The following is a 17,360-nucleotide window of genomic DNA, read 5'->3' as shown; positions in this document are numbered from 1 at the left end:
TTCCGAACCCGGAAGTTAAGCTTCTCTGCGCCGATGGTACTGCACTCGGGAGGGTGTGGGAGAGTAGGTCGCCGCCGGACAATCGTTTGGGGAAGGGGCTCGACGCTTACGCGTCGGGCCCCTTTTCGTATTTCTGGAGGCGAACGAGGGCCGGACAAGCGCCCTGCAGTTCGGAGTGCCGGCGGCGGTCAGTAGGGTTGAGGAGTGGACTATCGTGCGGTTGAACGCGCGATCATGGAGCGTGGCGTCGAGTGGGATTTCGAGCCGACGCTCGACAGGATCGCGGCCCTCCTGGATTTGCTCGGCTCGCCACAGCGGGCGTACCCGGTCATACACATCGCGGGCACCAATGGGAAGACGAGTACGGCGCGGCTCACCGAAACGCTGCTCAAGGAGCGCAATCTGAGGGTGGGGCGGTTCACCAGCCCGCACCTGGTGTCGATGCGCGAGCGGATCACCGTTGACGGGGAGCCGCTGAGCGAGGAGCGGTTCGCCGAGGTCTACGAGGAGATCATCCCGTACATCGAGCTGACGGACGCCCAGGGGCGGCGGCGCATCCAGTTCTTCGAGTTGTTGACGGCCATGGCGTTCGCCGCGTTCGCCGATACGCCGGTGGATGTCGCTGTTGTCGAGGCCGGCATGGGCGGATCCTGGGACGCTACGAATGTGGCGGACGGCATCGTGTCGGTCATCACGCCCATCTCGCTCGATCACACCGATCGGCTCGGGCCTGATATTCCGAGCATCGCGTCGGAGAAGGCGGGCATCATCAAGGCCGGTGCGACCGCCGTACTCGCTCAGCAGGAGCTCGCCGCGGCCGAGGTGCTGATGCGGCGCGCTGGTGACGTCGGTGCGGTGGTGGCGCGGGAGGGGCTCGAGTTCGGGGTGCTCAACCGTGAGGTGGCGATGGGCGGGCAGTTGCTCACGCTGCGTGGGCTCAAGGGTCTCTACGATGAGGTCTATCTGCCGCTCTATGGCGCGCATCAGGCGAGCAACGCGGTCTGCGCGCTGGCCGCCGTCGAGGCGCTGACCGGCGGAGACGATCCGCTCGACGTCGATCTCGTCCGGCAGGCGTTCGCGCAGGCCTCCTCGCCTGGGCGGATGGAGGTGGTGCGGCGCACGCCGACGGTCGTGATCGACGCCGCGCACAATCCTGGCGGTATGGAGGCGAGCCTGGACGGGCTGCACGAGGCGTTCGACTTCGCCAAGGTCGTCGGCGTGGTCGCGGTCATGCGCGACAAGGACGTCGACGCGCTGCTGGAGCTGCTGGAGCCGATGCTCGACGAGATCATCGTCACGCGGAACTCCTCGCCCAGGTCGATGTCCCCCGAGGAGCTGGCGTCCCTGGCCGAGCCGCTGTTCGGCGAGGACCGAGTGCATGTCGTCGACCGGCTCGACAACGCCATCGACCAGGGGATCGGCATCGCCGATGCCGATGGCGAGTTCAGTGGCACGGGGGTGTTCATCACGGGGTCCGTCGTCACGGCGGGCGACGCGCGGCGGCTACTCAATGCGGATGGTTCGCGATGAATTTCCAGGTCACGCCGGGTATGCGCAGGCTTGGCGCCACCGTGCTCGGCATGGAGGCGATCGTGGCGGGGCTGATTACGCCCGTGGCGATCAGCGTCGGCGGGGTGGCGCCCGGTCTGGCCGTGACCGCCGGCATCGGGCTCGCCGTGTTGTGCGTGGTCGTCGCGGGCCTGCTCAAGAGGCCTTTCGGCTACGTTGCCGGCAGCGCCGTACAAGTGCTGGCGATCTGCACGGGCTTCCTCGTACCGGCCATGTTCTTCCTCGGCGCGATCTTCGCGGCGCTGTGGATCACGGCGATTATCGTCGCTCGCCGTGTCGAGGGCGCTACTTCCCGCTAAAGTCGGCCTACATGGCCGTCCCCCCGATCCAGCGGTCGCCTGATCCGGCTGGCCCCAGATACCCGTGGCTGCTCGACGTGGTGCTCGGGCTCCTCGTCGTGGCCGCGCTACCGCTGGCGATCGTCGCGATCCCCAACACGCTCTCTGTCGTCGCCAGGCTGCTGCCCGGCGACATCGACCAGGTCGGGCTGATGCGCACGCACGGGCTCGCGCTGCCTGCGCTGATGCTGACCGTGCCGCTCGCCTCCGTGGCGCTGCGGCGGGTCAGGGTGGCTCACGTCCTGGTCGCCGGGCTGGCGCTGGTGGCCCTGTCCGATGCCGCTGGTGGATATGCGGCCTCTGAGTTTCTTGTCGGCGTCGTACGGGTGTTGCGGGGCGTCGGCGCCGGGATGGTCGTTCCCGCCACGCTGGTGGCCGTCTGGGATCGGGTGCCGGTCTTGCGGGCTCTGTGGGTGGGCGTGTTCAGCCTGAGCCTGCTCGTGGCCCAGGCGCTGGCGTTGTGGCCGCTCGACGACGTGAGCAGCTGGAAGGTCACGCTGCAGCCGTACCCCATGGTGACGGGGGTCGCGCTTGCGCTGGCGGCCGCGTACCTGGTGGGTTGGATGGTGCTCGGCCGACCGGCCGAGCCCGCCCCTGACGCCGGGGAACGCAGCCGGTTGCTGCTGGCTGCCGTGCCCGCGGCCGGTGTCGCGGTCGTGGCGATCAGCACCGCCACCGAGGGGTGGCGGGCCATCGCGGTGATCGTGCTGGCCGCGCTGGCCGTCGCCGGGCTGCTGGCGCTGGCCTCGATCGGGGCCGGCGAGAGCCGTACTCTGGCGTACTCCATGGTGGCTGTGGGTGTTGTGGTGCTGCCCAGTGCGGCTCAGGTGACTCTGGTGGAGATGGGGGGTCTCGGCGGGCCTGGGCTGCGAGGGTTGTGGGTTCCTTATGCCGTGGCCGGGGTGCTGGCCGTCGGCGCTTCCGTGGTGGTGCGGCTGTTCACGCAGGCTGCTGGGCGGTGGCTGGCGCCTCTTGGGTTGTTGGCCATGGTGGTGGGGCTTTGCTCGGTGCGGCTCGTGGTGCCGTCGGCTGATGGGCTGGTGCTGGCGGTGCCGTTCACGCTGCTCGCCGTGGGGGCCGCTGTGGCGTTGACATCGACGTTGCAGGAGGTGGGGGTCGGTGTGGCGGTGTTCGGGCTGTCGTTGTGCTTCGCCGGGGTGCTGGCCGGGTTCCTGCTGGGCACTGGGGTGCAGATGGTGATGCTCGACGGGGTGACGTCGGCGCAGCAGCTGGTGGACAGCTTTGTGGGTGCGTTGCACTGGTGGGCTTTGATCGGCGGGTTCCTGGTGGTGGCGGTCATCGTGCTCGCCGCCGTGATGGCTCGGCGTCCTGCGGAGGAGGCTGCTGGCGAACCGTTGCCTGACGACGAGGGTTCGCCCGACTCGACCGGGCCGGTGCCCGCGGTGCCGCCGCAGGCACACTCGCCAGAGGACACTCCCCCTCCGTAGGGCCTTTCCGTACGAAACCAGGGTGGGTGCGGGACGGTAAGCTGAGGCACCACGGCGACGCGTGGGCTCGTGCCCCGCGAAGCATCCTCGCGGTCCAGGCCGGGCGTCTGCCGCGACCCCACTCTGTTCAAAGGAGAACGTCAAGTGTCCGAGCGCACTCTTGTCCTGATCAAGCCCGACGGGGTTAAGCGCGGCCTCATCGGTGACGTGATCGCCCGCGTGGAGCGCAAGGGCCTCAAGGTCGTGGCGATGGAACTGCGCACCCTCGACACCGACACCGCCAAGGCGCACTACGCCGAGCACTCCGAGCGGCCGTTCTTCGGCGAGCTCGTCGAGTTCATCACCTCTGGGCCGCTCGTGGCCCTGGTGCTGGAGGGGCCGCGTGCCGTCGAGGCCTTCCGCGCGCTGGCCGGCGCCACCGACCCGGTCAAGTCGGCCCCGGGGACGATCCGTGGCGACCACGCTCTCGAGATCGGCGAGAACGTCGTTCACGGGTCCGACTCGCCTGAGTCCGCCGCCCGGGAGATCAAGATCTTCTTCCCGGACCGTTTCTGATCCGGTCCCTCTCGGCTCGATCGCGCTCGTGCAGCTCTCGCTGTGCGGGCGCGTTTTTGTCGGCCGTCCGCCGTATGGTTGGCGCGACTGGATGGGCGAGAAGATAGCAGTGGGGCTGTCGGAGCATTTTTTGTCAGAGGTTTCCCATAAGGTTGACCACGATTGACAAGTGGTGTGCGGGCTGCGGACGGCGACAGTCGTGATGGTGGCGGGTTTGGAGCGTTCCAGCGGGCTACCGGGTCTTGTGGTGCAATCCGGGCAAAATTGCGGTTTAGGTAGGGGCTGGAAATTTTGAGGGGCGCGAAGGCTCATTGCGTCCATCGGTGGGTACGTCACGTTACGATTCGAATTCGATCCGTAGTCATTCGCGAACGACGTTACGGAGGGCTCCGTTCCCCATGGGCAGCAAGCTCGCGTTTCTCGGCCGTGACATGGCGGTCGACCTGGGCACCGCCAACACGTTGGTGTACGTGCGTGGCCGGGGCATCGTACTCAACGAGCCGTCAGTCGTTGCGATCAACACCGCCACCGGGAAGATCGTGGCCGTCGGCATCGAGGCCAAGCGGATGATCGGTCGTACGCCTGGCAACATCATCGCGGTCCGCCCGCTCAAGGACGGCGTGATCGCCGACTTCGACGTCACCGAGCGGATGCTGCGATATTTCATCCAGAGGGTGCACAGACGGCGTCACTTTGCCAAGCCGCGCATCATCATCGCCGTTCCGAGCGGCATCACCAGCGTGGAGCAGCGTGCGGTGAAGGAGGCCGGATACGCGGCGGGCGCCAGGAAGGTCTACATCGTCGAGGAGCCGATGGCGGCCGCCATCGGGGCGGGGCTGCCGGTGCACGAGCCCACCGGAAACATGGTGGTCGACGTCGGCGGCGGCACCACCGAGGTGGCGATCATCTCGATGGGTGGCGTGGTCACGAGCCAGTCGATCAGGATCGGCGGTGACGAGCTCGACCAGGCGGTGATCTCGTTCGCCAAGAAGGAGTTCTCACTGATGCTCGGCGAGCGCACCGCCGAGGAGATCAAGATGGCCATCGGCTCGGCCTGCCCCGGCAGCGAGGAGTCGCACGCGGAGATCCGCGGCCGCGACCTGGTCAGCGGGCTGCCCAAGACCATCATCGTGTCGAGCGAGGAGATCAGGAAGGCCACCGAGGAGCCGGTGAACGCGATCGTGGACGCGGTGAAGACCACGCTCGACAAGTGCCCGCCCGAGCTGTCCGGCGACATCATGGACCGCGGCATCGCGCTCACCGGCGGGGGCGCGCTGCTCAAGGGGCTGGACGAGCGGGTCAAGGCCGAGACGGGCATGCCTGTGCATCTCGTCGACAACGCCCTCGACTCGGTCGCCATCGGCTCTGGCAAGTGCGCTGAGGAGTTCGAGGCGCTGCAACAGGTTCTGGTGCCGGAGTCGCGACACTGATGAGAGACTCGCGCCGGGCCCGGCTGATCCTCGGAGTGCTGCTGACCGCGGCCCTGGTCACCCTGACCATCGACCATCGCACCGGCGACAACTCGCCGCTGCGCCCGCTGCGCGCGGCGGGGTCGTGGCTGTTCGGCACGGCGGAGCGGTTCGGCAGCGGGGTGGTGCGGCCCGTCGGAGGGTTCGTGCAAGCAGTCCTGAGCGCACCAAGCGCTCAGGAGCGCATCCGGGGGCTCAAGGCGGAGAACGCCCGGCTACGGTCGGGCCTGGTGGCCGGCAAGCTCGACGCGGCCCGGTCCAAGGAGCTCCAGCAGTTGCTGGGGCTGGCGGGGACGGCCGGATACAAGGTGGTCACGGCGAACGTGGTCGCCAGGCGCGGCCAGCCGGGCTTCGAGGACGCCGTGCAGATCGACGTGGGCACCGGTGACGGCATCCGGACGGAGATGACCGTGCTCAACGGCGACGGGTTGGTCGGGCGCGTCATTCAGGCCTCCGCGCACACCTCGACGGTGCTGCTGCTCAGCGACCCGGCCTCGGCGGCGGGGGCGCGGTTGGAGGGCGGCAGGGAGATCGGGGTCGTGCACGGGGTGGGCGAGAACGGGCGGCTCGTCCAGTTCCGGCTGCTCGACTCGACGGCACCGCTGACCAGGGGCGGGCGCATCGTCAGCTTCGGCTCGCAAAACGGCGCGCCCTATGTCCCGGGGGTGCCGATCGGGGTGATCGAGCGGGTGGAGTCGACGCCGGGGGAGCTGACGCGGATCGCGTACGCCCGTCCGTACGCGGATCTGACGGCGCTGGACGTGGTCGGCGTGGTGGTGGAGGGGCCCAAGCGGGATCCGAGGGACGCGGTGCTGCCTGCCAAGGAGGGGTCGCGGTGATCGGGGTCGGGTCCGGGGCGGCTGCCTGGAGAGCGATCATGATGATCGGGGGGCGGTTTGGCGGCGTGCGCCGAGGAGAGGGTGCGGAGTCCGGAGGCGCGGTTCGGGGTGCCTGGAGGCGAGGGACCGCCCTTCGGGGCGACTGCCGGCGGAGTGGCGCCGTGATGCGGGTGTCGTTCGTGGTGGTTGCCGGAGAGGGGCGCGGTGAGCGGGGCGTGGTCGTTCCTGCTGGCTTGTGGGAAAGGGTCGCTGTTTGTGGTGATCGCCGGGAGCGGACGGCAGCGAGTGAGGCTGGACGGGAGCGGGCGGCAGCGGGCGAGGCCGGCTGGGAGCGGGCGGGAGTGGGCGAGGTCCGTCGGCGGACGGCGGTGAGCTGGGGTCGCCGGAGGCCGGTGGTCGTGAGTGGCGTGTCGTGCGTGGTGAATGGCGGGGAGGGGTTGCGTTGATCGGCGGGGTGTCCGTGCTGCTGGCGTTCCTGGCACAGGTCATGCTGGTCAATCGGCTGCCGCTGCCTGCCGGGGGTGCGCCTGATCTCGTGCTGCTGGCCGTGGTCGGGGCGGCGCTGGCGCGGGGGCCCGCGGAGGGGGCGTTGCTCGGGTTCTTCGCCGGGTTGCTCGTCGACATCATGCCGCCGACCGCGCATCTCGTCGGCCAGTACGCGTTCGTGCTGGCGCTCGTCGGCTACGTGGCCGGGCGGGGCGCCGGTGGGCCCGTGACCACCGTGGTGTTGTGCGTGTTGATGGCGCCCCTGCTGGCGGCGGCCGTGGGCGGGTTGATCTCCGATCCGCGGGTGACGATGTCCACGTTGACCGAGCAGGTGCCCGTCAGCGTCGTCTACACCCTCGTCGTCTCCCCTGTCGTGATCTGGCTGACCACGCGGGACAGGCAGGCGAGGTTCTCGACATGATCAGGATGCGCGCCCGGCTGCTGGTGCTGCACGTGCTCGTGCTGACCCTGCTCGTCGTGCTGGCCATGCGGCTGTGGCAGGTGCAGGTGGTGCGCGGGCAGGAGTTCGTGGCGCGGGCGACGGAGACCAGGACGCGGGCCGTGATCGTGCCGGCCGTGCGCGGGCAGATCCTCGACTCGTCGGGGCGGCCCCTGGTGCGCAACAAGACCGCGCTGGTCGTCTCCGTGGACAGGACCAGGCTGACCAGGATGCGCGACGGTGGCATGAAGGTGCTCGGCAAGCTCGCGGCGGTGCTCGGTAAGCCGGTCGCGCAGTTGCAGCAGCGCATCACGCCGTGCGGGCCGGGCATCGCCAAGCCGTGCTGGACCGGGTCGCCGTACCAGCCGGTTCCGCTGGACGAGAAGGTCGACACTCGTGAGGCGCTGCAGATCCTCGAGCGGCAGGAGGAGTTTCCCGGGGTGACGGCGGAGATCCACTCCGTCAGGGAATATCCGGGCGGTCGGGCAGCAGCGCAGATGCTCGGCTATCTGCAGCCGGTCACCGAGGCCGAGCTGGAGAAACGTGAAGGGCTCAAGGCCAGCTTCTCCGGGGTGGACCTGGCCGGGCGTGACGGGCTCGAATACGTCTACGACGACGCGTTGCGGGGCAAGTCCGGGCTGCGGCGGGTCCAGGTCGACAGGATGGGCAAGGCGCTGGGGATCGAGGAGCAGATCACGCCCGTGCCCGGTGACCACCTGGTGACCAGCATCGACTCACGGGTGCAGGCCGTGGTGGAGAAGGCGCTGGCGAAGGCGATGAAGTCCGCGCCGTCGGCGGACGGCGGGGCAGGGGTGGTGCTCGACGCCCGTACGGGGCGGGTCGTGGCGGTGGCCAGCGCACCCGGATACGACCCTGCGGTCTGGGCCGGTGGGATCTCGACCCGCGGATACCAGTGGCTGCTGTCGGACAAGTCGGGCAAGCCGCTGGTGTCGCGGGCGATCAATGGGCAGTTCGCGCCCGGGTCGACGTTCAAGATCTCGTCGGTGACGTCGATGCTGCGGGCCGGTTATCCGCTGAACGGCACCTATGGCTGCCCGGGCTCCGTCATGGTGGGCGGTCGGGCGTTCAACAACTTCCGCGGGATCTCGCTGGGCACGCTCAGCCTGCACACCGCGCTGGTCAAGTCGTGCGACACGATCTTCTATCAGGCCTCGTACGAGCAGTATCTGAAGGACGGCGGGCGCAACCCGAAGAAGAAGACCAAAGAGGTGTTCGCCAACACGGCGAGGGCGTTCGGGTTCGGGTCGCCGACCGGCGTGGACCTGCCCGGGGAGTCGTCCGGGCGCATCCCCGACCGGGCGTGGAAGAAGGATCTGTGGAACCGGACCAGCGCTGTGAGCTGCGAGCGCTCGCGCAAGGGATATCCGGAGGAGAAGGACAGGGCGCGGGCGGAGTTCCTCAAGCGGCTCGCGCTGGAGAACTGCACCGAGGGGTTCCTGCTGCGCCCCGGTGACTCGGCCAACTTCTCCATCGGCCAGGGTGACGTGCTGGTCACGCCGATGCAGCTGGCCAGGGCGTACATGGCGCTGGTGAGCGATGGCAAGGTGCGCAGCCCGCGCATCGGGTGGGCGCAGGTGCGGCCCGACGGCAAGGTGGTCAAAACCATCGATGTGCCGGTGGTGGGCAAGCTGCCGCTCAGCGAGAAGGAGCGCCTCTACATCAAGAACGCGCTGAGCCAGGTGGCCGCGGACGGCACCGCGGCTGGGGCCTTCAGCGGGTTCCCGATGAACGAGGTGCGCATCGGCGGCAAGACCGGTACGGCGGAGGTGTGGGGCAAGCAGGACACCTCGTGGTTCGCCTCGTTCGCGCCCACGAAGAAACCCCAGTATGTGGTGGTTGTCATGGTCTCCCAGGGTGGGATGGGCGCGTCGACGGCGGCGCCGGCCGTGCGGGAGATCTACGAGGGGATCTACGGCATCAAGCGGCACCCGGCCGTGCCTGGGGGGCGGCTCACGACGAGGCTGCCGAGGTTCGCGCCCGACGGAACGGTGACCCGGGGATGAGTGCCGGTGCGGGTGGCTCGGTGATGGGCTGCTGGGACGGTGGCCGGGGGATGGCCGGGCGCGTGGTCGGTGGGGCGGGGGGCCGCGGATGATCGATCGTACGATGGCCATGCGGCGGCCCTCGTTGTTGCGGCGGGTGGTCGGCGAGGAGTCGGCGGTGCGGCGGCTCGACGGGCTGATGCTGGTCGCCGTGGCCGGGCTGTGCGTGATCGGCACGCTGCTGGTGTGGTCGTCCACCAGGACGTGGGCGCCCGGATCGACGGGGCTGGTGAAGAAGCACCTGCTCAACGAGGTCATCGGGGTGGTGCTGTGCGGCGTCGTGGCCATGGTCGACCACCGGGCGATGCGGGCGTACGCGCCTCTGGTGTTCCTGGTGTCGCTGATCGGGCTGGGGCTGGTGCTCACGCCGCTGGGGGCGACGATCAACGGGTCGCACTCGTGGATCCTGCTCGGCGGGGGGTTCGCGGTGCAGCCGTCCGAGTTCGCCAAGGTCGGGCTGCTGCTGATCATCGCGATGCTGCTGGCGCAGCCGGCCGAGGGGACCGACAGGCCGCGCGGGCTCGACACCGTGCTGGCCCTCATCGCCGCGGCGATCACGATGGGGCTGGTGATGCTGCAGCCCGACCTCGGCACCGCAATGGTGCTGGCGGTGATCACGGCGGCCGGACTGATCCTCGGTGGGGTGCGCAAGCGGTGGGTCGGGTTGCTGGCGCTGGTGGCCGGCGCCGGGGTGTTCTCGGTGTTCTACTTCCAGCTGCTGGAGCCGTACCAGATTGCGCGGTTCACCGCGTTCGTCGATCCGAGCGTCGATCCGCGGGGCGTGGGCTACAACAGCACGCAGTCGCTGATCGCGATCGGCTCGGGGGAGCTGCTGGGCAAAGGACTGCTCGGAGGGGGGCAGACGACCGGGCGGTTCGTGCCGGAGCAGCACACCGACTTCATCTTCACGGTGGCGGGGGAGGAGTTCGGGTTCCTCGGGTCTGTCACGGTCGTGCTGCTGCTCGGAGTGGTGCTGCTGCGCGGGCTGAAGATCGCCAGGAAGTGCGAGGACAGGTTCGGGACGCTGGTCGCGGGGACGATCGTGTGCTGGTTCGCGTTCCAGACGTTCATCAATGTGGGGATGACGATCGGGATCATGCCGATCACCGGGTTGCCGCTGCCGTTCGTGTCCTATGGCGGCACCGCCACGTTTGCCAATCTGATTGCGATTGGGTTGCTGCAGGCCATCAGGATGCGAAGACAGTCGTTTAATTAGATGTATGTTCTTGGCCTATTGCGATGAGTGCGAGGAGCGCTTTCTGCTACCCGCGAACCACGTCGTCGGCGTGCACAATCTCGAGAGCGGTGTCATTGCCATCGAGCTGACCTGCTACGAAGGGCACCACATCCTGGTGCTCAGCGGAAACGACATCGACATCCCCGGACCTGCCACCGTCTGATCGCCGCTACCCTGGACCGTATGCCTGTCGAGTCGATTTTCCCCCGCCTGGAAGCGCTGCTGCCCAAGGTGCAGAAGCCCATCCAGTACGTCGGGGGTGAGCTCAACTCGACCGTCAAGGACTGGGATTCCGCCGACGTGCGATGGGCGTTGATGTATCCGGACGCCTACGAGGTCGGGCTGCCCAACCAGGGTGTGGCGATCCTCTACGAGATCCTCAACGAGCTGCCCGCGACGCTGGCCGAGCGCACTTATGCGGTCTGGCCGGACCTTGAGGCGCTCATGCGGGCCGAGGGCGTCCCGCAGTTCACCGTCGACGGGCACCGGCCCGTGCGTGCCTTCGACGTGCTCGGGGTGTCGTTCTCGACCGAGCTCGGCTACACCAACATGCTGACGGCGCTCGACCTGGCCGGCATTCCGCTGCTGGCCGTGGACCGGGGCGACGACGATCCGATCGTGCTCGCGGGCGGCCACGCGGCCTTCAACCCCGAGCCGGTCGCCGACTTCCTCGACGCGGCCGTGCTCGGCGACGGGGAGCAGATCTCCATAGCCATCTCCGAGGTCGTCAGGGAGTGGAAGGCCGAGGGCCGGCCGGGTGGGCGTGACGAGTTGCTGATGCGGCTCGCGGAGTCCGGCGGGGTCTATGTGCCGAAGTTCTACGACGTGGACTACCACCCGGACGGGCGCATCAAGCGGGTCGCGCCCAACAGGGCCGACGTTCCGTGGCGGGTGCACAAGCACACCGTGATGGACCTCGACGAGTGGCCCTACCCGAAGAAGCCGCTGGTCCCGCTGGCGGAGACGGTGCACGAGCGGTTCAGCGTGGAGATCTTCCGCGGCTGCACGCGCGGGTGCCGGTTCTGCCAGGCCGGCATGATCACCCGCCCGGTGCGTGAGCGTTCGATCACCACGATCGGCGCCATGGTGGAAAACGGCATCAAGGAGTCCGGCTTCAACGAGGTCGGCCTGCTGTCGCTGTCGTCCGCCGACCACTCCGAGATCGCCGACGTGGCCAAGGGTCTGGCCGACCGCTACGAAGGCACCAACACCTCGCTGTCCCTGCCCTCGACCAGGGTCGACGCGTTCAACATCGACCTGGCCAACGAGTTCTCCAGGAACGGCAGGCGCTCGGGCCTGACGTTCGCGCCGGAGGGCGGCTCGGAGCGCATGCGCAAGGTGATCAACAAGATGGTCACCGAGGAAGACCTGATCCGCACTGTCACCACGGCCTACTCGCAGGGGTGGCGGCAGGTCAAGCTCTACTTCATGTGCGGGCTGCCCACGGAGCAGGACGAGGACGTGCTCGGCATCGCCGACCTGGCCAAGAAGGTCATCAAGGCGGGCCGCGAGGCCACCGGCAGCCGCGACATCCGCTGCACCGTCTCCATCGGCGGCTTCGTGCCCAAGCCGCACACGCCGTTCCAGTGGGCGGGGCAGGCCGACCACGAGACCGTCGACCGGCGGCTCAGGGCACTGCGCGACTCGCTCAGGGGCGACAGGCAATACGGCAGGGCCATCGGGTTCCGCTACCACGACGGCAAACCGTCCATCGTGGAAGGGTTGCTCTCGCGGGGTGACCGCAGAGTCGGCTCCGTGATCCGGGCCGTCTGGGAGGACGGCGGGCGGTTCGACGGGTGGAGCGAGCACTTCTCGTACGAGCGCTGGACGGCGGCCGCCGAGAAGGCCGGGGTGGACGTCGACTGGTACACCACGCGCGAGCGCGAGGAAAACGAGGTCCTGCCGTGGGACCACCTCGACGCCGGGCTCGACCGCGAATGGCTCTGGCAGGACTGGCAGGAGGCCGTCTCCGGCGGCGAGGTCGAGGACTGCCGCTGGACTCCGTGCTACGACTGCGGCGTTTGCCCGACCATGGGGACAGAAATCCAAATCGGCCCTACAGGGCGAAAACTCCTTCCTCTTACGGTGGTCTAGCGCGCTCAGTGGGCGAGCCGTGCCTCGGCGTACACATAGCACCTGTCAGGGCGGCTTATCCTGAGACGAAGGAACTCTTACAAAGGGAAGGACGACAAGCTCTGAAACCTGTTCCCGAAGGGCCTCCGCCCGCGCCCACGGTGCAGCGCCTGCGTGTGCGTTACGCCAAGCGCGGCCGCCTGCGCTTCACCAGCCACCGCGACATCTCGCGGGCCGTTGAGAGGGCGGTCCGCCGTGCCGGCATTCCGGTGGCCTACAGCGCGGGTTTCTCGCCCCACCCGAAGATCTCCTACGCAGGCGCGGCGCCGACCGGCGTCGCCAGCGAAGCCGAATACCTCGAGATCGGTGTTACCACGCCGTGCGTCCCCGACCAGGTCAGGCAGGGCCTGGACGAGTCGCTTCCGCCTGGACTCGATGTGCTCGACGTTGTGGAGGCGGGTCCGGGGGGGCTGGCCGACCGCTTGGAGGTCTCCGACTGGGAGGTGCGGCTGCCTGGTGCCGATCGCGAACTCGCCGAGGTGGCGGCGGAGAAGTTCCTCGCGGCGGGCACCGTGGAAGTCGAGCGCCTCACCAAGAAGGGCCCCCGCCGCTTCGACGCGCGGGAGGCCGTCCTGGGGCTCGTGGTGTCCGAGGGAGCAGACAGAACCGCAGCTCAGATGCTTGGAGGACCGTGTGTCATACTGCGCATGGTTGTTCGGCACATGACGCCTGCCGTTCGACCCGACGATGTGCTCACAGGGCTGCGCCTTGTGGCCGACTTCGCGCCGCCGGTTCCCCCCGAGGTGACCAGGCTGGCGCAGGGGCCGCTCGACGTCAGCACTGGTGCGCTTGCCGACCCGCTCGACCTGGACCGCGATACGACGCGCGGCGGCGAGGCGGGACCGGCGGGTGAGTACGTCGTCGGTTAAGGAAGTGCCCTGCGCGAGCCGGGCACGACCGCTGACAGGACTTGGCGCCAACGCCTCCTCACCGGAGGCGGAGGCGGACAACGAGACACGAGGGCTCCTGCGCGGCGCGGCGACGCGCCCGGGAGCTGACGGGAGAGCGCCCGCATGCTCGACAACGAGCCCAACGCCGGGGCCTTTGGCCCTGACGGGGAGACAACTGAACAGTCCGAGGTGACCAAGCGTCGCCGCTCCGCCAGCCGCCCCGCGGGTCCCCCGCCGGAGCTGCCCGAGGAGCCGGCCTCCGTTCCGGTCACCGTTCCCGCCGCGCAGGCCGCGCCGTCGGTGGCCGAAGTGCAGCCGGTGCAGATTACCGCTGCGCAGCGGGCCGCTGGTGAGCCTGATCCTGAGATCCTCGCGGCCGCCGCCACTACTGCTGATGCTGGTACGGCTCCTGCGCCCGCGGGCGAGAGTCCGGTAGAGGCAGCTGTGGCGGAGGCCGTGGCCGAAGAGAAGCCCAAGAGGGCTCCGAGGACGCGTTCCACTGCTACGGCGACGCGGCGACGTACGACGAAGAAGGCCGCCGAGGCTGAGACGGAAGCTGCGGGAGCGCTCCCGGAGGGTGGCGCGCCCGCCGAGGCCGCCGCCGCTGAGGAAGTCGCTCCGGTGAAGCGGCGCAGGACTCGCAAGAAGGAAGAGGCCGTGGCGCCTGAGGCTCCCGCGGCCGTCGTCGATGAGGCGGCGAGTGTGGCGCCGGCCGAGGCCGCTGAGGCCGGTGGTGATGCCGGGGTGGCGGCGCCCTCCGGCGGTGGTGAGGTTGCCGCTGGTGTCCGTGAGGCCAGGGACGTGGCGCCGAGTGGCGCGGCCGACGCGGTGCGTTCCGGGGATGTCGAGGCGGATGCCGACGAAGACTTCATGGAGAGCCTGCCCCAGGACGAGCCCCTCGACGACGAGCCCGCCGGTGAGGATCTCGACGAGGACGTCGTGCGGCCGAGCCTGCTGGCCGACCCGTTCGGGTTGTCCGCGCGCAGGCAGGACGAGCCGGGCACCGCGTTCGAGCGGCCGGCGGCCATCTTCGCGCCGCTGTTCCAGGCGCCCGACCCCAGCAAGGCCAAGCCTGCCACTCGGCGGGTCGAGCCGCCGCCCGTCGCCGAGCCCGTTGCGGCCGAGGAGCGGGTCGACGAGACCGTGACCGAGGACGAGACCGAGGACGACACCTCCGACGAGCAGGAAGAGGAGGGCGGCGGCCGGCGTCGTCGCCGTCGGCGTGGCGGCAGGGGACGCGGCAAGTCGCGCGAGCGTGACGAGTCCGAGGACGGCGAGGAGTCCGAGGAGGAGTCCGACGAGGAGCAGGGCGAGGAGGCCCAGGAAGAGGAGGCCTCCGGCTCGCGCCGTCGGCGTCGCCGCCGTCGCCGTGGCGGGGACGAGGGTGCCGAGCCGGCCAGCGACGATCCCCCGAACACGGTGGTGCGCATCCGCGCGCCGCGCTCGGGGCGTACGGCGTCGCTCGACACCGCCACCGACGGCGTGCAGAGCGTGCGCGGCTCCACCAGGCTCGAGGCCAAGAAGCAGCGCCGCCGCGAGGGGCGCGAGCTCGGCCGCAGGCGGCCGCCGATCATCACGGAGTCGGAGTTCCTGGCCCGCCGCGAGTCCGTCGACCGGATGATGGTGGTGCGCAGGCAGGGCGACCGTACGCAGATCGGTGTGCTGGAGGACGGCGTGCTCGTCGAGCACTACGTCAACCGCGAGGCCAGCCAGTCCTACGTCGGCAACGTCTACCTCGGCAAGGTGCAGAACGTGCTGCCGTCGATGGAGGCGGCGTTCGTGGACATCGGCAAGGGCAGGAACGCCGTTCTGTACGCCGGTGAGGTGAACTTCGACACCGCCGGGCTGGAGGGTCAGCCCAAGCGCATCGAGGCCGCCCTGAAGTCCGGGCAGTCGGTGCTCGTGCAGGTCACCAAGGACCCGATCGGGCACAAGGGTGCTCGGCTCACGTCGCAGATCAGCCTGCCCGGGCGTTACCTGGTCTACGTCCCCGATGGGTCGATGACCGGGATCAGCCGTAAGCTGCCCGACAAGGAACGCACTCGGCTCAAGAGCATCCTGAAGAAGGTCATGCCGGAGAACGCCGGTGTGATCGTGCGTACCGCCGCTGAGGGTGCTTCCGAGGACGAGCTGGCCCGTGATGTGGCCCGTCTGTCCGCGCAGTGGGAGAGCATCCAGAAGAAGGCCAAGTCGGCGAGCCCGCCCGAGCTGCTGTCCGCCGAGCCCGATCTCACCATCCGGGTCGTGCGGGACGTGTTCAACGAGGACTTCACCTCGCTGGTCGTGCAGGGTGACGACGCCTGGGACACGGTCGACGACTACGTCAAGTACGTCGCGCCGCACCTGGGCGAACGCCTGTCGAAGTGGGACGGCGGGCAGGGCGACGTGTTCGAGTCGTACCGGATCGACGAGCAGCTCGGCAAGGCGCTCGAACGCAAGGTGTGGCTGCCGAGCGGCGGCTCGCTGGTGATCGACCGTACCGAGGCGATGACCGTCGTCGACGTCAACACCGGCAAGTTCACCGGGCAGGGCGGCAACCTCGAAGAGACTGTCACGCGCAACAACCTGGAGGCGGCCGAGGAGATCGTCCGCCAGCTCAGGCTCCGCGACATCGGCGGCATCATCGTCATCGACTTCATCGACATGGTGCTCGAGTCCAACCGGGACCTGGTGCTGCGACGGCTGCTGGAGTGCCTGGCCCGTGACAGGACCAAGCACCAGGTGGCCGAGGTGACCTCGCTGGGGCTGGTCCAGATGACGCGTAAGCGGGTCGGTCAGGGGCTGCTGGAGGCGTTCTCGACGCCCTGCGACTGCTGCAACGGGCGTGGCGTGCTGGTCTCCACCGAGCCGGTCGAGGCCAAGCCGGAGCCGCGCGGCACGCAGGGGAAGATGGCCATCGAGAAGGCGGTCTCCGACAAGGTTTCCGCGGCCAAGGACTCCGCCAGCCGTGATACGGTGACCGGTGCGCTTGAAGGCGTCCCTGTTGAGGACGACCAGGCCAGCCAGACTTCCGGCAGAGGGCGGCGACGCTCTCGCCGTACCAAGTCAGCCGAGTAGCCTCGGCAGGCTTCCGACGTTCCGTCCGGTTCGCCTAGGGGACCAGTAATCCGGTACCCTGGTGAACCGGTGCGTCAGGTGACGTGCCCTGTTGGCGCGCTTACTCGGTTCGTCGGTATCGAGACAGGCCGAATGATAGGCGCAGCATTCGGAGTCAGCGGCCATCCCTTCATGGGGTGGTCGAGGATCGCAACAGTGAGTCAGTAGAAGGGTTCCGCGGTGTACGCGATCGTTCGTTGCGGCGGCAGGCAGCAGAAGGTCTCCGTCGGTGACGTCCTCGAGGTGGACAAGGTCGCCGGCGACGTCGGCTCTTCGGTTTCGCTGCCGACGGTGCTCGTCGTCAACGACGGCGATGTGACCACCGAGGCGGGCAAGTTCACGGTCAGCGCCGAGATCCTCGGTGAGACCAAGGGCCCGAAGATCCGCATTCTCAAGTACAAGAACAAGACCGGTTACAAGAAGCGCCAGGGGCACCGCCAGCGGTACACCCAGGTGAAGATCACCGGTATCGACCAGGCCTGATCGGGGAGTTTGAGAGATGGCACACAAGAAGGGCGCGTCGTCCACCCGGAACGGCCGTGACTCCAACGCTCAGCGCCTGGGCGTCAAGCGCTTCGGCGGCCAGTTGGTCAACGCGGGCGAGATCATCGTCCGGCAGCGTGGCACCCACTTCCACCCCGGTGACAACGTGGGGCGCGGTGGGGATGACACGCTGTTCGCTTTGACGGCCGGGCATGTGCAGTTCGGCACGAAGCGCGGGCGTCGGGCCGTCAGCATCGTTCCTGTCGCGGAGTAGGGTTTCCTCCTCCTCCGGACCTTTGGGTTTGTTGCTTTAGG

The 17,360-nt window shown here is 68.8% G+C and carries 15 protein-coding genes and 1 rRNA gene; all 16 read left to right on the top strand.

The genetic code is table 11. The features are described 5' to 3' along the window. Positions 1-80 (top strand): 5S ribosomal RNA (gene rrf / locus ACFLIM_RS23195); the annotation flags it as partial. Between the two features lie 154 nt (positions 81-234). Continuing rightward, complete coding sequence (locus ACFLIM_RS23190) at positions 235-1,530, top strand: bifunctional folylpolyglutamate synthase/dihydrofolate synthase (protein ID WP_393168666.1); 1,296 nt, start codon at positions 235-237, stop codon at positions 1,528-1,530. After that, positions 1,527-1,868 carry a DUF4233 domain-containing protein gene (locus tag ACFLIM_RS23185; RefSeq protein ID WP_393168648.1) on the top strand — a complete coding sequence of 114 codons (342 nt, stop codon included), beginning with the start codon at positions 1,527-1,529 and terminating at the stop codon, positions 1,866-1,868. Before ACFLIM_RS23190 ends, ACFLIM_RS23185 begins: the two co-directional genes overlap by 4 nt. 11 nt (positions 1,869-1,879) lie before the next feature. Continuing rightward, complete coding sequence (locus ACFLIM_RS23180; protein ID WP_393168646.1) at positions 1,880-3,355, top strand: hypothetical protein; 1,476 nt, start codon at positions 1,880-1,882, stop codon at positions 3,353-3,355. Between the two features lie 144 nt (positions 3,356-3,499). Next, entirely contained in the window at positions 3,500-3,910 is a 411-nt protein-coding gene (ndk, locus tag ACFLIM_RS23175) for a nucleoside-diphosphate kinase (RefSeq protein ID WP_393168644.1), read from the top strand. A gap of 398 nt (positions 3,911-4,308) precedes the next feature. Beyond that, positions 4,309-5,340, top strand: coding sequence for a rod shape-determining protein (locus ACFLIM_RS23170; RefSeq protein ID WP_393168642.1), 1,032 nt, complete (start codon positions 4,309-4,311; stop codon positions 5,338-5,340). Further along, positions 5,340-6,218: a rod shape-determining protein MreC gene (gene mreC / locus ACFLIM_RS23165; protein WP_393168640.1), complete on the top strand. Its 879-nt coding sequence runs from the start codon at positions 5,340-5,342 to the stop codon at positions 6,216-6,218. Before ACFLIM_RS23170 ends, mreC begins: the two co-directional genes overlap by 1 nt. A 442-nt stretch (positions 6,219-6,660) precedes the next feature. After that, positions 6,661-7,125 (top strand): rod shape-determining protein MreD, encoded by a 465-nt coding sequence (gene mreD / locus ACFLIM_RS23160; protein ID WP_393168638.1) that lies wholly within the window; start codon positions 6,661-6,663, stop codon positions 7,123-7,125. Continuing rightward, entirely contained in the window at positions 7,122-9,167 is a 2,046-nt protein-coding gene (gene mrdA / locus ACFLIM_RS23155) for a penicillin-binding protein 2 (RefSeq protein ID WP_393168636.1), read from the top strand. Before mreD ends, mrdA begins: the two co-directional genes overlap by 4 nt. Positions 9,168-9,255: 88 nt before the next feature. Continuing rightward, positions 9,256-10,422 (top strand): rod shape-determining protein RodA, encoded by a 1,167-nt coding sequence (rodA, locus tag ACFLIM_RS23150; RefSeq protein WP_393168634.1) that lies wholly within the window; start codon positions 9,256-9,258, stop codon positions 10,420-10,422. 4 nt (positions 10,423-10,426) lie between these two features. Then, the gene (locus tag ACFLIM_RS23145) at positions 10,427-10,606 is read left to right on the top strand and encodes a hypothetical protein (RefSeq protein ID WP_393168632.1); all 180 of its coding nucleotides are present in this window, start codon (positions 10,427-10,429) and stop codon (positions 10,604-10,606) included. Positions 10,607-10,626: 20 nt separating this feature from the next. Then, a complete protein-coding gene (locus tag ACFLIM_RS23140; RefSeq protein WP_393168630.1) occupies positions 10,627-12,537 on the top strand; it encodes a TIGR03960 family B12-binding radical SAM protein in 1,911 nt (636 codons plus the stop codon). Positions 12,538-12,692: 155 nt separating this feature from the next. Further along, entirely contained in the window at positions 12,693-13,445 is a 753-nt protein-coding gene (locus ACFLIM_RS23135; protein WP_393168628.1) for a TIGR03936 family radical SAM-associated protein, read from the top strand. A gap of 144 nt (positions 13,446-13,589) precedes the next feature. After that, on the top strand, positions 13,590-16,523 hold the full coding sequence (locus tag ACFLIM_RS23130; RefSeq protein ID WP_393168626.1) for an Rne/Rng family ribonuclease: 2,934 nt from the start codon (positions 13,590-13,592) through the stop codon (positions 16,521-16,523). A 219-nt stretch (positions 16,524-16,742) separates the two neighbouring features. Then, complete coding sequence (gene rplU, locus ACFLIM_RS23125) at positions 16,743-17,045, top strand: 50S ribosomal protein L21 (RefSeq protein ID WP_393168624.1); 303 nt, start codon at positions 16,743-16,745, stop codon at positions 17,043-17,045. A gap of 16 nt (positions 17,046-17,061) precedes the next feature. After that, positions 17,062-17,319 carry a 50S ribosomal protein L27 gene (gene rpmA / locus ACFLIM_RS23120; protein WP_068925700.1) on the top strand — a complete coding sequence of 86 codons (258 nt, stop codon included), beginning with the start codon at positions 17,062-17,064 and terminating at the stop codon, positions 17,317-17,319. The last annotated feature ends 41 nt before the right edge of the window (positions 17,320-17,360 follow it).

The organism is Nonomuraea marmarensis, from assembly GCF_043197025.1.
In the GTDB taxonomy this organism is placed as follows: domain Bacteria; phylum Actinomycetota; class Actinomycetes; order Streptosporangiales; family Streptosporangiaceae; genus Nonomuraea; species Nonomuraea marmarensis.
This window is presented reverse-complemented; position numbering and strand designations above follow the sequence as displayed.